Source organism: Streptomyces sp. NBC_00878, assembly GCF_026341515.1.
In the GTDB taxonomy this organism is placed as follows: Bacteria; Actinomycetota; Actinomycetes; order Streptomycetales; family Streptomycetaceae; genus Streptomyces.
The window spans coordinates 9,716,973-9,736,516 of record NZ_JAPEOK010000001.1 but is presented as its reverse complement, the minus strand read 5'-3'; the positions used below and the strand labels follow the sequence as shown (position 1 = coordinate 9,736,516).

17 protein-coding genes and 1 pseudogene are annotated in these 19,544 nt (G+C 69.9%); 9 read left to right on the top strand and 9 right to left on the bottom strand.

Going from position 1 to position 19,544, the window contains the following annotated elements; translation table 11 throughout:
• Positions 1-113: 113 nt before the first annotated feature.
• A complete protein-coding gene (locus OHA11_RS42350) occupies positions 114-2,627 on the top strand; it encodes an RNA helicase (protein WP_266506043.1) in 2,514 nt (837 codons plus the stop codon).
• A gap of 19 nt (positions 2,628-2,646) precedes the next feature.
• Positions 2,647-3,519 carry an acyl-CoA thioesterase II gene (locus tag OHA11_RS42345; RefSeq protein ID WP_266506040.1) on the top strand — a complete coding sequence of 291 codons (873 nt, stop codon included), beginning with the start codon at positions 2,647-2,649 and terminating at the stop codon, positions 3,517-3,519.
• 9 nt (positions 3,520-3,528) lie between these two features.
• Here the strand turns inward: OHA11_RS42345 and OHA11_RS42340 are convergent, their stop codons facing one another.
• The gene (locus tag OHA11_RS42340; RefSeq protein WP_266506038.1) at positions 3,529-4,659 is read right to left on the bottom strand and encodes a DUF6397 family protein; all 1,131 of its coding nucleotides are present in this window, start codon (positions 4,657-4,659) and stop codon (positions 3,529-3,531) included.
• Between the two features lie 124 nt (positions 4,660-4,783).
• Entirely contained in the window at positions 4,784-5,197 is a 414-nt protein-coding gene (locus tag OHA11_RS42335; RefSeq protein ID WP_266506035.1) for a roadblock/LC7 domain-containing protein, read from the bottom strand.
• Between the two features lie 96 nt (positions 5,198-5,293).
• Here OHA11_RS42335 and OHA11_RS42330 point away from each other — a divergent pair, with 96 nt between their 5' ends.
• Complete coding sequence (locus tag OHA11_RS42330; protein ID WP_266506032.1) at positions 5,294-5,722, top strand: PPOX class F420-dependent oxidoreductase; 429 nt, start codon at positions 5,294-5,296, stop codon at positions 5,720-5,722.
• 158 nt (positions 5,723-5,880) lie between these two features.
• Here the strand turns inward: OHA11_RS42330 and OHA11_RS42325 are convergent, their stop codons facing one another.
• The 5 genes from OHA11_RS42325 to OHA11_RS42305 all read right to left on the bottom strand — a co-directional run bounded on the left by OHA11_RS42325 (position 5,881) and on the right by OHA11_RS42305 (position 10,998).
• On the bottom strand, positions 5,881-6,486 hold the full coding sequence (locus OHA11_RS42325) for an ATP/GTP-binding protein (protein ID WP_266506030.1): 606 nt from the start codon (positions 6,484-6,486) through the stop codon (positions 5,881-5,883).
• 194 nt (positions 6,487-6,680) lie between these two features.
• Positions 6,681-7,094, bottom strand: coding sequence for a DUF742 domain-containing protein (locus OHA11_RS42320; protein WP_266507814.1), 414 nt, complete (start codon positions 7,092-7,094; stop codon positions 6,681-6,683).
• An 18-nt stretch (positions 7,095-7,112) separates the two neighbouring features.
• Positions 7,113-7,550, bottom strand: coding sequence for a roadblock/LC7 domain-containing protein (locus OHA11_RS42315; RefSeq protein WP_266506027.1), 438 nt, complete (start codon positions 7,548-7,550; stop codon positions 7,113-7,115).
• Positions 7,547-10,162 carry a nitrate- and nitrite sensing domain-containing protein gene (locus tag OHA11_RS42310; RefSeq protein WP_266506024.1) on the bottom strand — a complete coding sequence of 872 codons (2,616 nt, stop codon included), beginning with the start codon at positions 10,160-10,162 and terminating at the stop codon, positions 7,547-7,549. Before OHA11_RS42310 ends, OHA11_RS42315 begins: the two co-directional genes overlap by 4 nt.
• 62 nt (positions 10,163-10,224) lie before the next feature.
• Positions 10,225-10,998 (bottom strand): MHYT domain-containing protein, encoded by a 774-nt coding sequence (locus OHA11_RS42305; protein WP_266506021.1) that lies wholly within the window; start codon positions 10,996-10,998, stop codon positions 10,225-10,227.
• Positions 10,999-11,170: 172 nt separating this feature from the next.
• Here OHA11_RS42305 and OHA11_RS42300 point away from each other — a divergent pair, with 172 nt between their 5' ends.
• Positions 11,171-11,779, top strand: a complete 609-nt coding sequence (locus tag OHA11_RS42300) for a class I SAM-dependent methyltransferase (RefSeq protein ID WP_266506018.1) — start codon at positions 11,171-11,173, stop codon at positions 11,777-11,779.
• A 69-nt stretch (positions 11,780-11,848) separates the two neighbouring features.
• Here the strand turns inward: OHA11_RS42300 and OHA11_RS42295 are convergent, their stop codons facing one another.
• Positions 11,849-12,388, bottom strand: coding sequence for an alpha/beta fold hydrolase (locus OHA11_RS42295; protein ID WP_323186735.1), 540 nt, complete (start codon positions 12,386-12,388; stop codon positions 11,849-11,851).
• A gap of 32 nt (positions 12,389-12,420) precedes the next feature.
• Here OHA11_RS42295 and OHA11_RS42290 point away from each other — a divergent pair.
• The 3 genes and pseudogenes from OHA11_RS42290 to OHA11_RS42280 all read left to right on the top strand — a co-directional run.
• A pseudogene (locus tag OHA11_RS42290) lies at positions 12,421-12,830 on the top strand (PadR family transcriptional regulator); the annotation flags it as partial.
• Positions 12,831-12,938: 108 nt separating this feature from the next.
• On the top strand, positions 12,939-13,292 hold the full coding sequence (locus OHA11_RS42285) for a hypothetical protein (RefSeq protein ID WP_266506013.1): 354 nt from the start codon (positions 12,939-12,941) through the stop codon (positions 13,290-13,292).
• A 149-nt stretch (positions 13,293-13,441) separates the two neighbouring features.
• Positions 13,442-14,308 carry a hypothetical protein gene (locus OHA11_RS42280; RefSeq protein ID WP_266506010.1) on the top strand — a complete coding sequence of 289 codons (867 nt, stop codon included), beginning with the start codon at positions 13,442-13,444 and terminating at the stop codon, positions 14,306-14,308.
• A 247-nt stretch (positions 14,309-14,555) separates the two neighbouring features.
• Here OHA11_RS42280 and OHA11_RS42275 read toward each other — a convergent pair whose 3' ends face one another.
• Positions 14,556-14,738 carry a hypothetical protein gene (locus OHA11_RS42275; RefSeq protein WP_266506007.1) on the bottom strand — a complete coding sequence of 61 codons (183 nt, stop codon included), beginning with the start codon at positions 14,736-14,738 and terminating at the stop codon, positions 14,556-14,558.
• A gap of 475 nt (positions 14,739-15,213) precedes the next feature.
• On the opposite strand from OHA11_RS42275, the gene OHA11_RS42270 reads away from it, so the two are divergent.
• Both OHA11_RS42270 and OHA11_RS42265 read left to right on the top strand, forming a co-directional pair.
• Positions 15,214-18,066, top strand: coding sequence for a DEAD/DEAH box helicase (locus OHA11_RS42270; RefSeq protein WP_266506005.1), 2,853 nt, complete (start codon positions 15,214-15,216; stop codon positions 18,064-18,066).
• On the top strand, positions 18,063-19,340 hold the full coding sequence (locus tag OHA11_RS42265; protein ID WP_266506002.1) for an SWF or SNF family helicase: 1,278 nt from the start codon (positions 18,063-18,065) through the stop codon (positions 19,338-19,340). The genes OHA11_RS42270 and OHA11_RS42265 overlap by 4 nt, the downstream gene beginning before the upstream one ends.
• Positions 19,341-19,544 lie beyond the last annotated feature (204 nt).

The following is a 19,544-nucleotide window of genomic DNA, read 5'->3' as shown; positions in this document are numbered from 1 at the left end:
CAACCAGTTGCCCAGGCGCGCTGACGCTCCGTCGGCGCCACAGCGTAACGTTCGCGATCTTCGGGCCCGCATCCGATTCCCCTCTCAAGGGCGTTCACAGGCAAGATGGGGGCGTGACCCTTATCGATCAGCTGCCGCAGACCGCAGATCCCGACGCCCTCTACGAAGCCTTCGAGTCGTGGGCCGGGGAACGCGGTCTCACGCTCTACCCCCACCAGGAGGAGGCGCTGATCGAGGTGGTTTCGGGTGCGAACGTGATCGTGTCGACGCCCACCGGTTCCGGCAAGAGCATGATCGCCGCGGGTGCGCACTTCGCGGCGCTCGCCCGGGACGAGGTCACCTTCTACACGGCGCCGATCAAGGCGCTCGTCTCGGAGAAGTTCTTCGAGCTGTGCAAGATGTTCGGCACCGAGAACGTCGGCATGCTGACCGGCGACGCGTCCGTGAACGCCGACGCCCCTGTCATCTGCTGCACCGCCGAGGTCCTCGCGTCCATCGCGCTGCGCGACGGCAAGCGGGCCGACGTGGGCCAGGTCGTGATGGACGAGTTCCACTTTTACGCCGAGGCCGACCGCGGCTGGGCCTGGCAGATCCCGATCCTCGAACTGCCGCAGGCCCAGTTCATCCTGATGTCGGCGACGCTCGGCGACGTCGCGATGTTCGAGACGGATCTGACCCGGCGGACCGGCCGTCCCACCTCGGTCGTCCGCTCGGCGACCCGGCCCGTGCCCCTCTCCTACGAGTACAAGCTGACACCGCTCACGGAGACGCTCACCGAGCTCCTCGAAACCAAGCAGGCGCCCGTCTACATCGTGCACTTCACACAGGCCCAGGCCGTGGAGCGGGCGCAGGCGCTGATGAGCATCAACATGTGCACGCGCGAGGAGAAGGACCAGATCGCCGAGCTGATCGGCAACTTCCGCTTCACCACCAAGTTCGGCCGCAATCTCTCCCGTTATGTACGTCACGGCATCGGTGTGCACCACGCCGGCATGCTGCCCAAGTACCGGCGCCTGGTGGAGAAGCTGGCGCAGGCCGGTCTGCTGAAGGTCATCTGCGGCACCGACACCCTCGGTGTCGGCGTCAACGTGCCCATCCGCACCGTGCTGTTCACGGCGCTGACGAAGTACGACGGCACCCGGGTGCGGACGCTGCGCGCGCGGGAGTTCCACCAGATCGCGGGCCGTGCCGGGCGCGCGGGCTTCGACACAGCGGGCTTCGTCGTGGCGCAGGCTCCGGAGCATGTCGTGGAGAACGAGAAGGCCCTCGCCAAGGCGGGCGACGATCCGAAGAAGCGTCGCAAAGTGGTGCGCAAAAAGGCGCCGGAAGGCTTCGTCGCCTGGACGGAGAACACGTTCGCGAAACTGATCTCGTCCGACCCGGAGCCGCTGACCTCGCGCTTCCGGGTCACGCACACGATGCTCCTGTCGGTGATCGCCCGGCCCGGCAACGCCTTCGCCGCGATGCGGCATCTGCTGGAGGACAACCACGAGCCGCGTAAGCAGCAACTGCGGCACATCAGGCGGGCGATCGCCATCTACCGCTCGCTCCTCGACGGCGGAATCGTGGAGAAGCTCGACGAGCCGGACGCCGAGGGACGCATCGTGCGCCTCACCGTCGACCTGCAGCAGGACTTCGCCCTCAACCAGCCGCTGTCGACCTTCGCGCTCGCCGCGTTCGAACTCCTGGATCCCGAGTCCCCTTCGTACGCCCTGGACATGGTGTCCGTCGTGGAGTCCACGCTGGACGACCCGCGGCAGATCCTCGCCGCCCAGCAGAACAAGGCCCGCGGCGAGGCCGTCGCGGCGATGAAGGCGGACGGCGTCGAGTACGAGGACCGCATGGAGCGGCTCCAGGACGTGGTGTACCCCAAGCCGCTGGAAGAGCTGCTCTTCCACGCGTACAACACCTACCGCAAGAGCCATCCGTGGGTGGGCGACCATCCTCTCTCCCCGAAGTCCGTCATCCGCGACATGTACGAACGTGCCATGTCCTTCACGGAGTTCGTGTCCTACTACGAGCTTGCCCGCACCGAGGGCATTGTGCTCCGGTACCTGGCAAGTGCCTACAAGGCTCTCGACCACACCGTCCCGGACGACCTGAAGTCGGAGGACCTGGAGGACCTGATCGCCTGGCTCGGCGAGATGGTGCGTCAGGTCGACTCCAGCCTCCTCGACGAGTGGGAGCAGCTGGCCAACCCCGAGGAGATGACGGCCGAGGAGGCCCAGGAGAAGGCGGACCAGGTCAAACCGGTCACCGCCAACGCTCGTGCCTTCCGGGTCCTCGTCCGCAACGCCATGTTCCGTCGCGTCGAACTCGCGGCCCTCGACCAGGTCGGGGAACTCGGCGAGATGGACGGCGAGTCCGGCTGGGACGCCGACGCCTGGGGCGAGGCGATGGACAAGTACTGGGACGAGTACGACGACCTCGGTACGGGCCCGGACGCGCGCGGCCCCAAGCTGCTGCTCATCGAGGAGGAGCCGCAGAACGGCCTGTGGCGCGTGCGGCAGGCCTTCGCCGACCCGAACGGCGATCATGACTGGGGTATCAGCGCGGAGGTCGACCTCGCGGCCTCGGACGCGGAGGGCCGCGCGATCGTCAAGGTCACCGACGTCGGCCAGCTGTGAGCACAGGAGAACGCGACACATGACAAACCCAGCGGAACGGCTCGTCGACCTGCTCGACCTGGAGCAGATCGAGGTCAACATCTTCCGTGGCCGCAGCCCGCAGGAATCCCTGCAGCGGGTCTTCGGCGGGCAGGTCGCCGGCCAGGCCCTGGTCGCCGCCGGCCGCACCACGGACGGCGAACGCCCCGTGCACTCCCTGCACGCGTACTTCCTGCGCCCGGGCAGGCCGGGGGTGCCGATCGTGTACCAGGTCGAACGGGTCCGCGACGGGCGGTCGTTCACCACGCGTCGTGTCACCGCCGTGCAGCAGGGCCGCACGATCTTCAATCTGACCGCCTCCTTTCACAAGCCTGAGCAAGGGAGCTTCGAGCACCAGCTGCCGCCGGCCCGTGAGGTCCCCGATCCTGAGTCGCTCCCGACCGTCGCTGAGGAGATCAAGGAGCATCTGGGCGCGCTCCCCGAGACGTTGGAGCGCATGGCCAGGCGTCAGCCCTTCGACATCCGCTACGCGGACCGGCTCCGCTGGACCCACGAGGAGATCGAGCACGCCGAACCGCGCAGCGCCGTATGGATGCGTGCCGTCGGTCCCCTGGGCGACGACCCGTTGGTCCACACCTGCGCGCTCACCTATGCGAGCGACATGACCCTCCTGGACGCCGTCCGCATCCCGGTGGAACCCCTTTGGGGCCAGCGCGGTTTCGACATGGCGTCCCTGGACCACGCGATGTGGTTCCACCGGCCGTTCCGTGCCGACGAGTGGTTCCTGTACGACCAGGAGTCGCCGATCGCGACGGGTGGCCGAGGGCTGGCGCGGGGCCGGATCTACGACCTGAAGGGACGCCTGCTCGTCTCCGTCGTCCAGGAGGGACTCTTCCGCAAGCTCGGGGGCTGACGCAGACGGTCAGGGGTTTCTGCGGCGCAGCCAGCCTAGGAGGCGTCGGGGCCGTTCCGGTTCGTCGATCGTCTGTCGCACCTCGGCCGCATGTCGCACCTCGGCCGGTTGCCGCGCCCCTGTCGGCTGCCGTACGTCCGTCGGCCGACGCGCTTCGCTCGGCCGACGCACCTCGGTCAGTGGACGCACCTCGCTCGGCTGCCGCTCGTCGGCAGATTGTCGCCGCTCCCCGATCGGCCCCGTTCGTTCGCCATTCGCGACCGGAGTCTGGGGCTTGGGTGTCGGTCGCGGCGCGCGCCGCTGTTCGCGAGCCTCTCGCAGGGCATTGGCCAGGTCCGACCGGAGCCAGCTGATCTCGTCCGGGTCTTCCGCCGTCATGATCCGTGCGGCGACGTGGGCGGCGGGTGAGTCGGGCGCGCCGTGCGTGGTCTGCTCCGGACGGAAGCGGTTCATGTAGGCACGTTCGTAGGGGTCCGGGACGATCTCCGCGACCTGCGCGGAATCGAGCAGCGAAGCCACTGCCGCGGCACGGACCCAAGGATCCTCGCTCTGTCGCAGCAGGAAGCCCATGTGTCGCCCCCGCCAGTTCCGGGCCCTCAGGTCCAGGCCCGCGTCCAGTTGGTCGCGCAGCCCTTCGGGCGTACGGCCGTTCAACAGCGGGGCGTTCTCCTCGGTCTCCGCGAACTGCCGTAGTTCCTCGGCCAGATACAGCCAGACGACGGCCCTGTAGCGGTTCAAGTAGAATTTGACGGGCACGACGAAGCCCAGGCGTGCGAACTTTGCGAACCGGGCGGCGGTCACCCCCATGAGAGCCGCGCCCTCCGAGGTACCGACCGCCTTGACGCGTTCCCTCAGCGCCTCCGGGAAACCGTCCTCGGACATCACCCGGTCGATCTCCGCGCGGGCGACACGACGGCCTCCGCCGCCTTCGTCCGGGACGGTTCGGATGCGACCGAGTCGTACGGCGAGGTCGAACTCGCCCCGTTTGAGCCCGAGCTCGCGTGCCGCGCGGCTCTGTGCGAGTGACGGCCGGGCCGCCGTGGCGGCGGCCGGATTCAGGCTGACGGCAGTGGCGTTCGTTACGACCGCGGCGGCGTTCGCGCTGGATGTGACGGACTGCGTGATGGTGTTGCCGGACATGGTGGTTCTCCCCCGTTGCAGCGGTGTGCACTGGCGTGCGCTTGCTTCGAGAAAAACCGTAGCCGGTTTGCCGCAGCTCCCGCCGAGCCTGTGGATAACTCTGACGGCGGGGCGTCTTCGCAGGTCAGACCTCTATTGAGGATGAGTGCTCCGGCTGTCGGGCGTCGACGTGGAGGTGTTCGCCGACGCGGTTGACGAGCAGCGTCATCTCGTACGCGACCTGGCCGATGTCGGCCTCCGCCGCGCTGAGCACACACAGACAGCTGCCGGTGCCGGCCGCCGTGACGAAGAGTACGGCGTCATCGAACTCGATCATCGTCTGGCGCACCCGGCCCGCGCCGAAGTGCCGGCCCGACCCCTTGGCCAGGCTGTGCAGGCCCGAGGAGACGGCAGCGAGATGCTCGGCGTCCTCCCGCCTGAGCCCCGCGCTCGCCCCGGTCACCAGCCCGTCGTTCGACAACACCAGCGCGTGCCGTACGTGCTCGACACGCTGGGTCAGTTCATCCAGCAGCCAGCCAAGCCCCTGGTTCTCAGCCATGATCCGTCTCCCCGTGGATGGGCGGCTCCCCCTGGCCGGAGGATCTGATCAACCAGCCTTCCCCACCACCGCCGTCCGGGCAAGGAGGATAGGGGCATGGCACACAAGATGACCGATGAGCAATGGCGGGCTTTCGTCTCGGAGGGGACCCGCACCGGCAAGTTGTCGACCGTTCGGGCCGATGGGAGCCCCCATGTGGCACCAATCTGGTTCTTGCTCGACGGGGACGACCTGGTCTTCAACACGTCGAAGAACACCGTCAAGGGGCGAAATCTGGCCCGGGACGGTCGGGTCGCCCTGTGCGTGGACGACGACCGTCCGCCGTACTCGTACGTCGTCCTGCAGGGGCGCGCCCGGATCTCGGAGGACCTCGACGAACTCCGGCTGTGGGCCGGGCGGATCGGCGGCCGCTACATGGGCGAGGAGCGGGCCGAGGAGTTCGGCGCCCGCAACGGCGTGCCCGGAGAACTCCTCGTACGCGTGAGGATCGAGAAGGTTCTCGCGGAAGCCGACGTCGCGAACTGAACAGATACGCACCTCGGGTGAGCGAGGGCCCGGCGTCGGCCGATCCGGAAGCCTGGCGTCAGGCGGCCGAAGTCTTCCCCTGGGCCGGCCGGAGTTCTTCGTATCAGCCGATCGGCCGGTCGAGGCTTCTCGCGTCAGCTGAGCGAGACTCCTTCGCGTCAGCCGACCGAGTCGAGCAGTCGGGCGGTGTGCATCCGCCCGGCGTACTCGACGAGACGTATGAGTACCTCCTTCCCCGAGTCGCGGTCACGGGCGTCGCAGAGCACCACGGGTGTTCCTTGGTCAAGGTCGAGGGCGTTTGACACTTCGTGAGCGCCGTACGTCCGCGCGCCCGTGAAGCAGTTGACGGCCACGACGAAGGGGATGTGCCGGTGCTCGAAGTAGTCCACCGCGGGGAAGCAGTCCTCCAGCCGCCGGGTGTCGGCGAGGACGACGGCGCCGAGGGCTCCCTGGGCCAGTTCGTCCCACAGGAACCAGAATCGGTCCTGGCCCGGCGTGCCGAACAGGTAGAGCGACAGGCCCGACCTGATGGTGATGCGGCCGAAGTCCATGGCGACCGTCGTCGTGACCTTGTGGTCCACCCCGTCGGTGTCGTCCACCGACTGACCCGCCTCGCTCAGCAGTTCCTCGGTGCGCAGCGGCCTGATCTCACTGACCGCGCCCACCAAGGTGGTCTTGCCGACGCCGAATCCACCGGCGACGAGAATCTTCAACGCCAGGGCGGCTGTCTCATCGCTCGCGGCGTCGGAGTGTTCGGAGACCATCGATCACTTCTCTCGGGAGTGCCGACAACGGTCGACATCAGTACATGTGTGCGGAGTCAGCATCATGACAACTGCCGCTCCACTTCGAGTGATTTGACAGCAAATGGCCGTTCTGATGGTCTCGCGTGCGTTCGATGCCCGGAAGAGCCCGGAACACGGTGCGGGACAGTTCGGCAGGAGGCGTGATCCATCATTTACAGGGCCCTCAGTCCGTCGATGACCTCGCGAAGGATGTGCTCGTCCGGTAGTTGCGCGGGCGGCACCGGGCGACTGACCGTGACGCAGCCCCGTGCCAGGAGGTCGCCCAGGAGCACGCGCACCACACCCACGAGCAGGTCGGCGCCCGCGGCCAGTTCGGCGACCGACTGGGTCTCGATCCGGCAGAGTTCGATGAGGGCTCTGTGTTCGGGGCCGAGTCCGGTGTCGTCGTCGGCGTCGGGTGCCCCCGTGTCGAGTGAGACGAGCGCGATCAGGTCGAACCGCACCCCGTACGGGCCGGACCTGGTGCGTCCGCCCGTCATCGCGTACGGGCGGACGAGCGGCCCGGCCTCCTTGTCGTACCACTGGCTGCCCGGCTGTTCGGGAGGGACTGTCCGGTCCCCGGCCATGTGCACCGGCATCGTCGGTCACCCGGCCGCGGGCGGGCGAGCGGCGGCACGGGGCGCCGAGGAGAGGTGCTCCCCCACCCGTTTGACCAGGAGCGCCATCTCGTAGGCGACCAAGCCGATGTCAGCGGTCACGGCGCTGAGAACGGCGAGACAGGAGCCGTCTCCGGCAGCTGCCACGAACAGGAAGCCGTCGTCCATCTCCACCATGGTCTGGCGTACGCCGCCGGCGCCGAAGTGACGGCCTGCTCCCTTGGCCAGACTGTGGAAGCCGGAGGCGACCGCGGCGAGATGCTCCGCGTCCTCACGCCTGAGGTCACTGGACGCGCCTACCGCGAGCCCGTCGTTGGACAGCACGACGGCATGCCGTACCTCGGCCACGCGCAGCACCAAGTCGTCCAGCAGCCAGTCGAGTTCGCCGGACCGTTGTGCGGTCCCCATTCCCGGGTCCTGGATCATGCGGGGTCTCCTTCGCTGCTGTCGCTGCCCGCTACGAGGTTGGGGGTGATGCCGAGGCCGGGTGTACGGCCGCCACCGCGGGCCCACCCCGCGCGGTAGGCCGCCATGCGGTCCCGTACCGCTTCGGGGGTGCGCTCGTCGTCCTTGCGAGGCGCCGCTGGCGAGGGCTCTGCGGGACGTCCTTCGCGCAGTTGTGGGGCGATGCTGGCTTGTCGTACGCGCCGTGGGAGTTCGTCGGATTCCACGGTGTCGTCCCCTGATCGTTCTGATCGCTCTGGTTGCACTGGTGGCTGTGGCTGCTCTGGTGGCTGTGGCTGCTCTGGACGGTGCAGGCGCAGCGCGGTCACACCGGGTGGTGGATGGCCTTCGCGCGTGACTTCGGACGAGGCTTCCGCCTCGATCGGTATGGGGAGCACCAGGGCGGGCCGCTCGTTCACTGCCGTTACGGAGTCCCGTTTCGGGGCAGGGGCAGGGGCGGCGGGGGCAGGCACGCGCGCGTACGCACGCTCCGTGGTCTGTTCCGTGTCCGTGCGGCGGCCACCGGAACGTTCCTCCGTGGCGGTGTGCAGTAGTGCCGTGGGCAGCAGGACAACCGCGGTGGTGCCTCCGTAGGGCGAGGTCCGCAGGTGAATCCTGATGTCGTGGCGGGCCGCGAGCCTGCTGACCACGAAGAGGCCGAGTCGGTCGCTGTCGAAGAGGTCGAGTGCCTCGGACTGCTCGATGCGGCGGTTGGCCTCGGCGAGTGTCTCCTTGCCCATGCCGAGCCCCCGGTCCTCGACCTCCACGGCGTAGCCGTTGCCGACCGGTTCCCCGGTGATGCGCACCCGGGTGTGGGGTGGTGAGAACTGGGCGGCGTTCTCGACGATTTCGGCCAGGAGGTGCGTGAGGTCCGCCACCGCGGCTCCGAGGACCGAGGTCTCCGGGAGTTGTCGTACCTCCACGCGCGCGTAGTCCTCGACTTCGGAGACGGCGGCACGGACCACGTTCGTCAGGGAGACCGGCATCCGCCAGGCCCGGCCGGGGGCGGCCCCGGAGAGGATGATCAAGCTCTCCGCGTGGCGTCGCATCCGGGTGGTGAGGTGGTCGAGGCGGAAGAGGTCGCTCAGCTCGTCCGGGTCGTCGGAGCGACGCTCCATGGTGTCCAGCAGGCTCAGTTGGCGGTGGACGAGAACCTGGCTGCGGCGGGCGAGGTTGACGAAGACTCCGGAGATGCCGCTGGCCAGTTCGGCGCGCTCGACCGCGGCGTGCAGGGCGGCCCGGTGCACGGTGGTCAGGGCTTCCGCGACCTGTCCTGCTTCGTCCTCCGCAGGGGGTCCTGGCGGGGCCTCGGCACGGACGTCGATCTCCTCCCCCGCACGCAGTCTCCGCATGGCGTGCGGGAGTTTGCGCCGGGCGATCTCCAGAGCGCTGTTGCGCAGGCCCACCAGCTCGATGACGAGGCCACGCCCGATGCGTACGGAGATGACGAGTGACGCGGCCACGGCGACGAGTCCCAGCAGGACCGCGGCACCGGCCGGCGAGAGCAGACCGCGCCGGAGCGGGTCGGCCCGGTCCGCGACACCGCGGCCGGCGCCCGCTTCGATCGTTCGCATGTCGTCCTGCACGCGCGTGTGCGCCGCGTTCCAGGCCTCCTCGGGCGCGGCGTGCAGCGCCCTGCTGCCCGGCCCGGTCACGAGCACCTTGTTCTCGGCGCCATGGACGTCGGCGTACGCACTCCCCTCCACCAGGGCCCGCCAGGCGGCTCGTTCGGGGCCACGTAGATCGGCGACGGCCGACTCGGTGAGCAGCCTGCGTGTGTCGACAGCACCGGTGAACATCCGGAGCCGCGGCCCGTCGAGGGTTCCGGCGAGCCGGGCGCCCGCGAGTACCGCGTCCTCCTGCGCCAGGGCCTCACCCGCCCGTGAGAATTCGAGCAGCACGCGCGCGTCGGAGCCGATTTCCGCGTCCTGGATGCCGGTGAGGGCGCCGCCCACCGAGAAGGCGGTCGCGATGGTCGTGGTGTACCGCTCGTACGTCGCGTGCCAGTCGGCCCCTCGGTCGAGTACGGCGGTCCGCAGGGAGCGCAGCTGTTCGGCTCCGGTCACGAAGGTTTCGAGGCGCCCGGCCACTCCGGAGGGCAGTTCCTCGCTGTCGGCGACGGTGCTGTGGTCCCCGAGCCGGAGTTTCGCCACGGCCACGTCGGTGCGTGCCGCCAGCTTCTTGAGGTCGCTCTCCCGGTCGGCGGCGGGTTGGGTCGCGTAGCCGACGGCCGCCGCGCGTTCTTCCTGGAGCGCGGCGACGGCCGCGGCGACCGGGGCACGCACCTGGGAGTCCACGCGCTGCAACTGCCGCAGCCGGGAGACGTCCTGGGCGGTCGTGACGGTGGCGTACGCCCAGAGGGCGAGCAGGGAGACGACGGGCACCATCAGCAGGCAGATGATCTTCGCCCGCACGGTCCGGGGACGCAGGCTCCAGCCTCCCGCGCGCGTGGGTGCGTCACTGTCGGCGGTGCCGACGGATTCCTCCAGGTCGGAGCCCTCATCGGCCGGCGGTCCGGCATGCGCGCGGCGGCCCCGCACCGGGTTCGGTGGGGTCTGGGAGCCGTTTGTCGGGGTCCTACGGGGTGTACGCATGGCCTCCTCGCTCGGAGTGGTTCGGGGAACGCGCCCGCCGGGTCGCCGGTCCGTGTCCTCCACTAGCGGGCGGTGCTCTCGACGGGCCGCTGGGCCGAGGCGGAGGCCTCGCGCTCTCCCGCCGTCGGGGAGAGCGCGACGAACGCCGATGTCAGGAAGAGATAGGACCCGAGGCCCACGGCGAGGGGGAAGATGAACTGCATCGCCGTGGCCCCGGGCAGAACCTCGCCGGAAGGAGAGACCCGCACGCCGACCGCGATCATCCCGGTGTAGTGCATGCTGCTCACCGCCCCGCCCATGACGAGGGAAGCGACGGCAACGGCGATCGGCGACTTGATGTTCAGCGCCGCCCACAGGGCCGCGGTCGCCGCGACCACGGCGATCATGACGGAGATCCCGACGAGCACCGGGTCGTAGCTGACGGCGCCGTGCAGCCGCAGCGCGGCCATGCCCAGGTAGTGCATGCTCGCCACCCCGAGCCCGGTGGTGAGCCCGCCGAGAACCAGCGCGCGACCGCGGTCGCGGCCGTACCCCACGGCGAACACGCCCGCGCCGACGACGACCATGGCGACGACCAGGCTGAGCACGGTGAGTGGCACGTCGTAGCGGATGTCGGTGCCGCTGGCGCTGAAGCCGAGCATCGCGACGAAGTGCATCGTCCAGATGCCCGTGCCGATGGCGGAGGCGGCGGTGAGAAGCCAGTTGCGGCGCGACCGCCCCGAGGCACCGAGCGCACGGACCGTGCAGCGCAGCCCGAGGGCGGCGCCTATGCAGGCCATCACGTACGACAGCACGGGGGTCAGCCAGCCGAAGGTGGCGTGGTCCAGGTGTCCCATGGCTCCGGGACGCTAGTCCCGCTCGGAGCGCACGAAGGGGGCGCGTTTCGAAAGGTGGTGGAATATGGCACGGTCGTGCACTGGAACGATCGCGTCATGCTCGAACATGTGCACCGCATCGTGGTGTGCGTGTCGGCGTTCGATCGCGTCGCTCGCCCGTGGGTGCGACATCATGCGGTGCATGAGCGACGACCACACGCGTGTCCAGGATTTCTTCGGGGCCCGCGCGGCCGACTGGGACACCCGGTTCCCCGACGACGGTCCGGTGTACGCGGCGGCCGTAGCCGAACTCGGGCTGCGCGAGGGCGACCGGGTGCTCGACGCGGGCTGCGGCACAGGGCGGGCGCTGCCGCCCCTCAGGGACGCCGTGGGGCCCTCCGGAGTGGTCCTCGGCGCGGACCTCACCCCGGCCATGCTGAAGGCCGCGGTACGTGCGGGTCGTGACCGGGCGGGACAGTTGCTGCTCGCCGATGTGGCGGGCCTGCCGCTGCGCTCGGAGTCGCTCGACGCCGTCTTCGCGGCCGGCCTCGTGGCCCACCTCCCGAACCCCTCCGAGAATCTGCGGGAGTTGGCACGGGTCGTGAGGCGGGACGGAACGCTGGCGCTGTTCCACCCGATCGGCCGGGCGGCCCTCGCGGCGCGCCAGGGTCGGCAACTCACACCGGAGGACCTGCGTGCGGAGGCCAACCTCCGCCCGCTCCTGTCCGGTTCCGGCTGGCGTCTGACGTCGTACGTGGACGAGGACTCCCGGTTCCTGGCGCTGGCCGTACGCCTCCCCTGAGGCCGCGCATCAGGACGTTGCCGCGACGTGAGGCGTTCACCGAGCCATCGCCCGATTACCCCATCAACCTCAGAGCGTTTCAGCCGCCTCAGGACGTTCCAGAGACCTCCGCGGCGGAGGCGTCCGGGTTGTCGGACATGATGTTGTGCCCCGCGCCGGGGACCTCACCACCCGCACCCCGGCGTCCTCCAGAGCGTCCCTGCCCACGGGTTCACCGCTGAGGGCACCCTGTAGAAAGACCCGGTTGATCGCCAAGCCTTCGCGCATGCGGCGCATCGTGGGGTTGGATCCTCGGACGAGTCCGGTCGCGCTGCGGTGGAGGGCACGCGGATCGGCGAGCCGCATGGTTGCCGCCCACTGGGGGCCGATGCGCTCCAGCACGCGTGCGTGGCCGCCGTTTACGTAGGCGTCCTCTTCGTAGGAGGCGATTCCGCTGCTGCCCGCGTGGACGGGAGGGTGCGGATCGAGGTTGGCCTCGGTGAGGACCAGCCGTGAGACGAGGTCGGGCCGCCGGTGGGCGAGCACGATGGCGACGGGGCCGCCCATGCTGTGCGCGATCAGTTCCGCGTCGGTGGCTCCGGCCTCGTCGAGCGCCGCCAGCGCGTTCACATGGTCGTCAAGGGAGTAGCGGAAGCGCTCGGGCCTTCAAGAGACTGGAGAGGGCCGCTCTGCTGGCGCGAGCGACCAGCCGGGTGCAGTGGCCACTCCTCGCCACGTCCTGACACTCACCGAGGACGGCAGACGCGAACTGCGCCGCAGGCTCACGGAGCCCGTGCAGCGCGATATCACCGATGAGAACCGCTGGCTCACGGTGCTCGCCCCCCTCCGGCATCTCGACGACGCGGCGGCCCAGGCAGCCGTTCCGCGGCGACGGCTCGCCTTTCTTGAGGAACCGGCGAGCTTCTCCTACGAAGGCGATCGGCCACTGCGGGCCGAGGAGTTGGACGATCCGTTCCGGCGCGGAATCCACACCATCGCGCGCGCCACGAGCCGGGCCGAACCGGCATGGCTCCGATCCATGATCGACTCACTCGACCCGGGTGGACGGTGACCGCTCCACGACCCCGCCCCTCTTCTGATGCCGAGGCTTCAACTCTACTTTGAGTAGCAGCAGATGAACGATGAGCGACGGCAACCGCACAGGGGGAAGGTGGCCCGCATGTCCGGCATCCTGGCCAGATTCTGGAAGTTCCTTTCACGCCCGCGCCCGACCGAGTCCCCGGAACATCCCACTCCGGCGAAGCGCCGTCCGGAAAAACGCACGCACAATCTGTTCGAGGCCGCCGCGGCCTATGTGTCGGCGTGTGCCGAGGACGACCAGGACGGGATGGACGAGGCCTCGACCTGGGTGTCGCCCGAGGCACTGTCCTTCGGTGTCAACGAGTTAGCCTGCCGGGCCGTCATCGCGCTCGCACGAGAACGCGACGAATCGCCCGCTACCGTGGCACGGACACTCCTCGGCGTGCCCGACACCGGCGAGTACCAGGTCGACACCGACGGCCGAGCCACGTAGGCGCCGAAGCGGTGCAGGCACGGCAGCAAGCGATCGTTTCACCCCGTTCCAGGCGGAAAACCGCAGGTCCGTACGCATTCAAGGACCGTGACAATCGCCGCGGAGGCGCATTAGGGTGCGCCGACGGACGTAGCGATGGGGAGGCTGGGATGGCCGAGACGGACGATGCGGCCGTCGCCGCCGGGGACGACGACGCACTGTATGTGCTGACGGCGGTGCTCTTGACGCCCGCGCAGTTCCCCAGCGTGCTGGGTGACGACTACCCGGAGGCATGCGCGGCGCTCGGTCTCGCGCCCCTCGCCGACGGGTACGGCCTGGTGCTCGGCCAGGACGGGGACGGGGCGCGGTGGACAGCAGTCGTCGACGACGTCTCGCTGGTCGCTGTCGCCATCGCGTCCTGGGACTGCGGCATGGAGTACGACCTGTCGCCGGACGAGCGATCGATGATCGCGGCGCTGCCAGGGTGGCCGCTGTCCCTGGTAGTGGCGGCGCCTGGTGTGCCCGCCCCGCACGATCCCGCGCCCGACATCGCGGAACAGGCGCCGCTGTCCCCGCCGGACACATCCACATGGGGCCCTGCTCAGCGCCGCCTCGGCGCCGACGAGATCGCACTCCAGTGGGCGGCATGGCGGGAGCAGATCGACGACAAGGAGTTCGCCGGTCAGAACGGCGAAGCGCCTGCGGCGGCGGAGGCTCCGGGCGACGAGTCCGCCAAGGGTGGAGGGGCCGGTGACAGCGGAAGCAAGCCTCTCAGTGGCGTCCAGCGTGTCCTCGCGGAGGCTCGTTCGTATGTGGATACCGCGCCGCCCCTCGGTCGTGTGCGGTCGTCCTTCGCCACGGGTGACGCGCGGACGCTTCGGGCCGACGGGCCGGGTTGGTCGATGGTGGCGAGGACCGACGACATCGCCTTCGTACTCCTCGACGAGAAGCCCGGAGAGGTTCTTCCGGTCGGCCGCGGGCCCGAACTGCCAGGCCTGCTGGACGCGCTGGACAAGATGGCCGTACGCCCCAGCTGAGCCCGGCAGCGCGTTCAAGGCGGCTGTGGCCGATCCTGACCGCACTGCTCCTGCTCGAACTACTCCTGCCGTACTGCCGGTCCTGTCGTACTGCCGGGCGGTGTTCGACGCGGTCACGGTGTGGATGGCGTGGGGCTCACAGCCGAACGCGGGCCATGCCGTCGGCAGGCCCGCGAGCGGCGACGTGGTCAGTTCCTGCGCTCGGGAAGGAACGCTCAGGAAGGGAACCGACCGGATCGGTGCCGCCTCAGCGGCCCAGCTCCTTGCGTGTGACGCGGCGCAGCCTGCGCCGCTGCGCGGGGTCCAGCGTCAGATACGCTGCCGCCGGAACCCCCAGGACGATCAGGAGGGCTGCCCACCAGGGCAGCCAGATGAGCAGGAGAAGTCCGACCGCCACACCCCCTGCGGCGATCTTCGCGTTCTTCGACATGTGCGTAGCCTCCTTCGCGGCCACTGCCGCTCTCTGTCTTGAGAACGGGCCCGCGCTCCCGGCGGTTCCAGCCGCGACCCTGATACGACCCTGAGTCGCGTCCCCTACACGACCCTGAGGTGCTCCCGGCCTTGTACATGTGCCGCAGGGCCTGACGGTAGGACTCCACGAGTCCCGTCTCCACGTAAGGGATACCCAATTCTGGACAGCGGGCGCGCCTTTGTGGTCCACCGATGAGACGGCTCGCCGAGCGGTCGCTCGCGATCCGGGCGTCCCGCGCCCCGCGGACTTTGAGCGACCATGGCGCCACCATCCGTGTCCGGCAAGAGGAACCTCGGCCGCCGGGTAGAACAGACAGCACCCTGGAGGAAAGTGATCCGCGCAACGCGATCGCCACACTCGCCTGGACCCCGGCGTGCTGTATCCTCGGCGACCTCGACCCCAGGTAGTCAAATTTGAGGAATGCGTTATCGCTGTGCAGAGGATTCCTGCGGCAACTCCCTCCGAGATCTCCGAACTGGCCCACTGCTGTGCCGTGTTCATGCCTGCCGATCCGGCCCGTACCGGCACCGTCGCCTTCTGGACGCCCGAGGGAGACGAGCCTCCCGCGGTCGGCTCCGGCTCTGTCGAGGAGCTGACGGTCGCCCTGCCTGGCGAGGCCGGTGTCGAGCTGGTGACCGTGCCGACCGTCGTGCTGCCGGTGCGGGCAGCTCTGCCGGTGCTCACGCGCGCGCGTGCCGTGCCACACGCCCACAGGGCGACCGCCTTCTGGGGCGCCGCGGCCGTGCTCGCGCTTCAACTCGCCGCGCGGGGGCTGCTGCTGCCCGGTCTGAGCTCCGGTGACCACGACGCGTGGCGTGCCGGTCCCCTGGGAGCGGTGGACCTGGGCCGGATCCGCGAACTGGCCGCCGCGATGCCGCCGTACGCGCACGCGGTGCCGGTCGACGAAGCGCCGCTACGGCTCCCCGATCCCGAGTGGCTGCTGCGTGCCTTCCTCGACGCGGTTGCCGACACACTGCCCCGCTCCCCCGCCGCGACGCTCGCTGCGGGCGGCCCCGCCTTCGCCGCTCGCGAGCCGCAGCACGTGCCCGAGCAGCGTCCTTGGGCCGCCGATGTCGCCGCGGGACACGACGCCGGCGTACGGATCTCGCTGCGCGTCGAGGTGCCGGGCCTCGCGTCCGCTGCGTCGGACGAGACCCGGTTGCCGTTCCGTGCGGTGACGCAGTTGCACAGCGTCAGCGATCCGGCTCTGCTGGCGGACGCGAGCGAGGTCTGGGGCGGATCGAGCACGGTCTTCGGTCCGCGCGCGCGGATGGACGCCCTGCTCGCGCTGCGTCGCGCCGCACGGGCCTGGGCGCCGCTCACTCCCCTGCTGTCGGCGACCGTGCCGGACTCCATCGAACTCGCCGACGAGGAAGTCACGGAGCTCCTGGGAGAGGGTGCCCGAGCGCTCGCGGCCGCCGGTGTGGAGGTGCACTGGCCCAAGGAGCTGGCACACAAACTGACGGCCCGCGCGGTCATCGGTCCGCCGGACGACATGCAGGGCGCCGACGGGCTGTCGTCGGACACGCCGTCGTTCCTCTCGGCCGACGCGCTGCTGTCCTTCGACTGGTGGTTCGCCCTGGGTGACCAGCGACTGACACGCCAGGAGCTGGACCAGCTCGCGGAGGCGAACCGCCCCATGGTGCGGCTGCGTGACCAGTGGGTGCTCGTCGACCCCCAGGAGGTCCGTCGCGCCCGCGCCCAGCAGGACCGCAAGGTGAGACCCATCGACGCGCTGAGCGCCGTCCTGACGGGTTCCGCGGAGGTCGACGGCCGGAGAGTCGACGTACAGCCCACGGGGTGGCTGGCGACGCTGCGGGACCGCCTGTCGGACCCGGAGGGGCAGGAACCCGTCGGGCAGCCCGCCGCACTGACCGCGACCCTGCGCGACTACCAGCTGCGCGGGCTCAACTGGCTGGCTCGTATGACCTCGTTGGGGCTTGGCGGTTGTCTCGCGGACGACATGGGCCTGGGCAAGACGATCACGCTGATCGCGCTCCATCTGCACCGACAGACCGACGAGTTCGGCGCGGGACCCACGCTCGTCGTCTGTCCGACGTCCCTGATGGGCAACTGGCAGCGCGAGATCGAGCGGTTCGCCCCGGGCACTCCCGTCCGCCGCTTCCACGGAGCGCGACGGAGCCTGGAGGGGCTGGTCGCCGGCGAGTTCGTGCTCACCACCTACGGCACGATGCGGCTCGACGCGCCACGCCTGGCCGAGGCGTCCTGGGGCATGGTCGTCGCCGATGAGGCACAGCATGTGAAGAACCCGTACTCGGACACGGCCCGGCAGCTACGGACGATCGATGCACGCGCGCGTGTGGCGCTCACCGGAACTCCGGTGGAGAACAACCTCTCCGAGCTGTGGGCGATTCTCGACTGGACGACACCGGGCCTGCTGGGCCGTCTCGGTACCTTCCGCAACCAGTACGCCAAGGCTGTCGAGGGCGGGCAGGATCCAGGAGCGGCGGACCGGCTCGCCCAGCTCGTGCGGCCGTTCCTCCTGCGCCGCCGCAAGTCCGACCCGGGCATCGCACCAGAACTGCCGCCCAAGACCGAGACCGACCGAGCCGTGTCGCTCACCAAGGAGCAGGCGGGTCTGTACGAGGCGGTGGTCCGCGAGACCCTCGCCGAGATCTCGGGCGCCGACAACATGGCGCGGCGCGGCCTGATCGTGAAGCTGCTCACCGGGCTGAAGCAGATCTGCAACCACCCGGCGCAATTCCTCAAGGAGGACAGGCCGAAGATCCCGGGGCGCTCCGGAAAGCTGGAACTGCTGGACGAGTTGCTCGACACCATCCTCTCCGAGGGAGCATGCGTTCTGGTCTTCACGCAGTACGTGCGGATGGCGCGCCTCATCGAACGGCACCTGAGTGCGCGCGGTGTCACCTCGCAGTTCCTGCACGGGGGTACGTCCGTGCCCGAGCGCGAGGCCATGGTGCAGCGCTTCCAGGACGGCGAAGTGCCCGTCTTCCTGCTGTCGTTGAAAGCCGCGGGCACGGGCCTGAACCTGACACAGGCGGAACATGTCGTGCACTACGACCGCTGGTGGAACCCTGCCGTCGAAGCCCAGGCCACCGACCGGGCGTACCGCATCGGCCAGACCAGGCCGGTGCAGGTGCACCGGCTGATCGCCGAGGGGACGATCGAGGACCGCATCGCGGACATGCTGCTGCGCAAGCGGGAACTGGCGGACTCGGTGCTCGGCGCCGGGGAGTCGGCCCTCACCGAGCTGACCGACACCGAACTGGCCGACCTGGTGGAACTGCGAGGAGGCACCCGATGAGTGACCCGTACGAGAACACACCGGAGCGCACCTTCGCCGCCCTGCCGCCCGCGAGCGGGCGGGGCTTCGCGCAGACCTGGTGGGGACAGGCCTGGCTCAAGGCCTTGGAGGACACGGCACTGGACTCGGGGCAGGTGAAGACGGGCCGCAGGCTCGCCCGTGCGGGAGCCGTGGGAGCCGTGTCGGTCCGCCCGGGGCGCATCACCGCGGTGGTCCAGGACCGCGACCGTACCGCGCACCGCGCCGACGTCCTGTTGCAGGAGCTGTCCGAGGAACAGTGGGACCACTTCCTGGGCGTGGCCGTCGAACGGGCCGGGCACATCGCGGCGCTGCTGGACCGCGAGATGCCGCCGCATCTCGTCGAGGACGCGGCGGCCACCGGTGTCGAACTCCTTCCGGGTCTGGGCGATCTGGAGGCTGAGTGCGACTGCGGCGCGTGGGACCACTGCGGTCACACCGCGGCCCTGTGCTACCAGGTGGCGCGGCTGCTGGACCAGGACCCGTTCGTGCTGCTCCTCATGCGCGGTCGCGGTGAGCGCGAGCTCCTGGACGAGCTGCAGGTGCGCAGCGTCCCCCGGGCCGAGACCGAGGCTCCCGGACAGGAGCGGGCGTACGAGGGCGTGGACGCCACCGAGGCGTACGCGGACGGGGAGATCCTGCCTCCACTGCCCGACGCGCCTCCCGTGCCCGCGGAGCCGGGTCTGCCGCCTTCCCTGGACACGGAGACCGATCCGGCGGCCGGGGTCGATCCGGCCGCGCTGGAGTTCCTGGCGACGCAGGCCGCCCACGAGGCGCACCGCCTGCTCGCCAAGGCTCTCAGGCCGGGACACGAACAGCGCTCCATAGGGGCCGAGTTGACGCTCGCGCAGGATGCCGTGCGGCTGGCCTCGGGTGCTCCCGAGGCTTCGGTGGCCGTCCGGCTCGCCGAGGGGTCGGGCCGGGACCACGAAGGGCTGGCGCTGGCCGTCCGCGCCTGGGAACTCGGGGGTGTGCCCGCGCTCGACATGCTGGAACCGGAAGCTGACCGGCCGGTGGAGGCGGAGACACTCGCACGCGCGCGTGCCGCTCTGGAGTCGGGCTGGGAGGAGGACCTGCGGCCTTCCCTGCACGCGTCCGGCAACCACTGGACTGTCGTCGGCGGTCGGACCCAGTTGCGGCTGGGGGCCGACGGCCGCTGGTGGCCCTATCGCAAGGAACGGGGGCGCTGGGCTCCCACAGGTCCCGCGTCCCAGGATCCGGCGACCGCGCTCGCTCTGGCGGAAGGGCAGGAGTGACGCCTGCCCGACGGGCACGCAGGGGGCTCAGGGGGGCGCAGGGCGCACAAGGCAGGCACAGCAGGCACGGCTCTTGGAGCGCCAGGGCACCGGAGCGGCACCCGCACCGTCCACCGGATGAGTGGTGGACGCCCGGTGTTCACTCACCGGCCGTACGACGTTCGGGGTGGGGGCTAACTCTGGCCGCTGTCACCGAACTCGTGC

Bases quoted from the DNA above. Each gene is read 5' to 3' on its own strand.
- OHA11_RS42275 (WP_266506007.1), bottom strand. From the start codon at position 14,738: ATGTCGAAGAACGCGAAGATCGCCGCAGGGGGTGTGGCGGTCGGACTT.
- OHA11_RS42335 (WP_266506035.1), bottom strand. From the start codon at position 5,197: ATGGCTGAGAACCAGGGGCTTGGCTGGCTGCTGGATGAACTGACCCAG.
- OHA11_RS42285 (WP_266506013.1), top strand. From the start codon at position 12,939: ATGTCCGGCATCCTGGCCAGATTCTGGAAGTTCCTTTCACGCCCGCGC.
- OHA11_RS42325 (WP_266506030.1), bottom strand. From the start codon at position 6,486: ATGGTCTCCGAACACTCCGACGCCGCGAGCGATGAGACAGCCGCCCTG.
- OHA11_RS42310 (WP_266506024.1), bottom strand. From the start codon at position 10,162: ATGCGTACACCCCGTAGGACCCCGACAAACGGCTCCCAGACCCCACCG.
- OHA11_RS42280 (WP_266506010.1), top strand. From the start codon at position 13,442: ATGGCCGAGACGGACGATGCGGCCGTCGCCGCCGGGGACGACGACGCA.
- OHA11_RS42340 (WP_266506038.1), bottom strand. From the start codon at position 4,659: ATGTCCGGCAACACCATCACGCAGTCCGTCACATCCAGCGCGAACGCC.
- OHA11_RS42315 (WP_266506027.1), bottom strand. From the start codon at position 7,550: ATGATCCAGGACCCGGGAATGGGGACCGCACAACGGTCCGGCGAACTC.
- OHA11_RS42330 (WP_266506032.1), top strand. From the start codon at position 5,294: ATGGCACACAAGATGACCGATGAGCAATGGCGGGCTTTCGTCTCGGAG.
- OHA11_RS42300 (WP_266506018.1), top strand. From the start codon at position 11,171: ATGCGGTGCATGAGCGACGACCACACGCGTGTCCAGGATTTCTTCGGG.
- OHA11_RS42265 (WP_266506002.1), top strand. From the start codon at position 18,063: ATGAGTGACCCGTACGAGAACACACCGGAGCGCACCTTCGCCGCCCTG.
- OHA11_RS42345 (WP_266506040.1), top strand. From the start codon at position 2,647: ATGACAAACCCAGCGGAACGGCTCGTCGACCTGCTCGACCTGGAGCAG.
- OHA11_RS42320 (WP_266507814.1), bottom strand. From the start codon at position 7,094: ATGGCCGGGGACCGGACAGTCCCTCCCGAACAGCCGGGCAGCCAGTGG.
- OHA11_RS42305 (WP_266506021.1), bottom strand. From the start codon at position 10,998: ATGGGACACCTGGACCACGCCACCTTCGGCTGGCTGACCCCCGTGCTG.